The 1,071-nt window shown below is 42.6% G+C and carries 1 protein-coding gene; it reads left to right on the forward strand.

What is annotated here, in order from left to right; translation table 11 throughout:
* Positions 1 to 116: 116 nt before the first annotated feature.
* On the forward strand, positions 117 to 995 hold the full coding sequence (locus AACS18_RS04290; RefSeq protein ID WP_108613774.1) for a YagK/YfjJ domain-containing protein: 879 nt from the start codon (positions 117 to 119) through the stop codon (positions 993 to 995).
* The last annotated feature ends 76 nt before the right edge of the window (positions 996 to 1,071 follow it).

The raw sequence follows: 1,071 nt of genomic DNA on the forward strand, positions 1-1,071 counted from the left end.
AGTTAACAGTTTACATTAATCAAATTACTTAAATTGAACTATTGAACAAACACTAATCTGCATCCATTAACCTATTCAACACCGACCCTATTATACTCTTCATTGAGGGACTACCTATGTCTACAGATATCCTAGACTTCACTAATAAACTGAAATTAAGATATCCATCATTCAGCATCCATGCTTTCCAAAAAGCAATGGATGCAGTAACCAAACACTATTATAAATACCAAGAGGCTAAAGCAGCTCATCCCTCTGTCGAACTGTTCCTTCAACATCTATACCCCTATCGAGATTTTAATATATTGGATGAGTGCTTATCTACTCGAGCACGAGACGTGCTTTTAACAGGCATAGAAGAGATCCTAAGCGATTGTGTCGTGGAACTAAGGTCACCACATCATCAGAAGCGTCTACGCAATCTGAGACGCTCTGAGAAGCGTAACAGCGCAAGTATAAAATCGTATGTAGATGATCTATTTGCCCAGTATGCCAAACTACTGGTGGTACGTGTAGATTTCCACCTTAGAGACTCTGTAACTATCGAAGAAGCACAAGAAGAACGAGAATGGTATTTGCGTTCGATTAAACGAAAATACAAACCCTTGGTCGGTTATGTGTGGAAACTAGAGTATGGCAAGCACCGAGAATATCATTATCACATGGTATTCTTCTTCAATGGCAATCAGGTGCAGAACGATATCCGGATAGGCCGTTTATTAGGGGAGGCTTGGAAGGCTGGTAGTTATCATAATTGTAATGCCGATAAGCAAAAGTATGAGGAATGGGGTACGTGCGGTATTGGAGAGGTGCATTGGAATGATTCGATCAAACGAGGAAGGCTATTAGATAATGCCCTGAACTATTTGTTGAAAATGGATGAGAGGTTACTAGCTACCATGTTTGAACGTTCCCGTTGCGTGGGCAAGATGGAAGTACCTATCAGGAGCAGGAAAGGTGGGAGACCGAGGGTTCTCAGGGTCCCTCGGGAATAGTATCTGACCATCGAGCCACACGCAGCGTCTTTGAGCTGCACTACGAGAGCCTAACTGGTCTGCCCTTCTTCACCAG

The sequence above is a fragment of the Aeromonas sp. HMWF015 genome, from assembly GCF_963878965.1.
In the GTDB taxonomy this organism is placed as follows: Bacteria; Pseudomonadota; Gammaproteobacteria; order Enterobacterales; family Aeromonadaceae; genus Aeromonas; species Aeromonas veronii.

Excerpts from the sequence above, each read along its gene's own strand:
- AACS18_RS04290 (WP_108613774.1), top strand. The coding sequence starts at position 117 with ATGTCTACAGATATCCTAGACTTCACTAATAAACTGAAATTAAGATAT.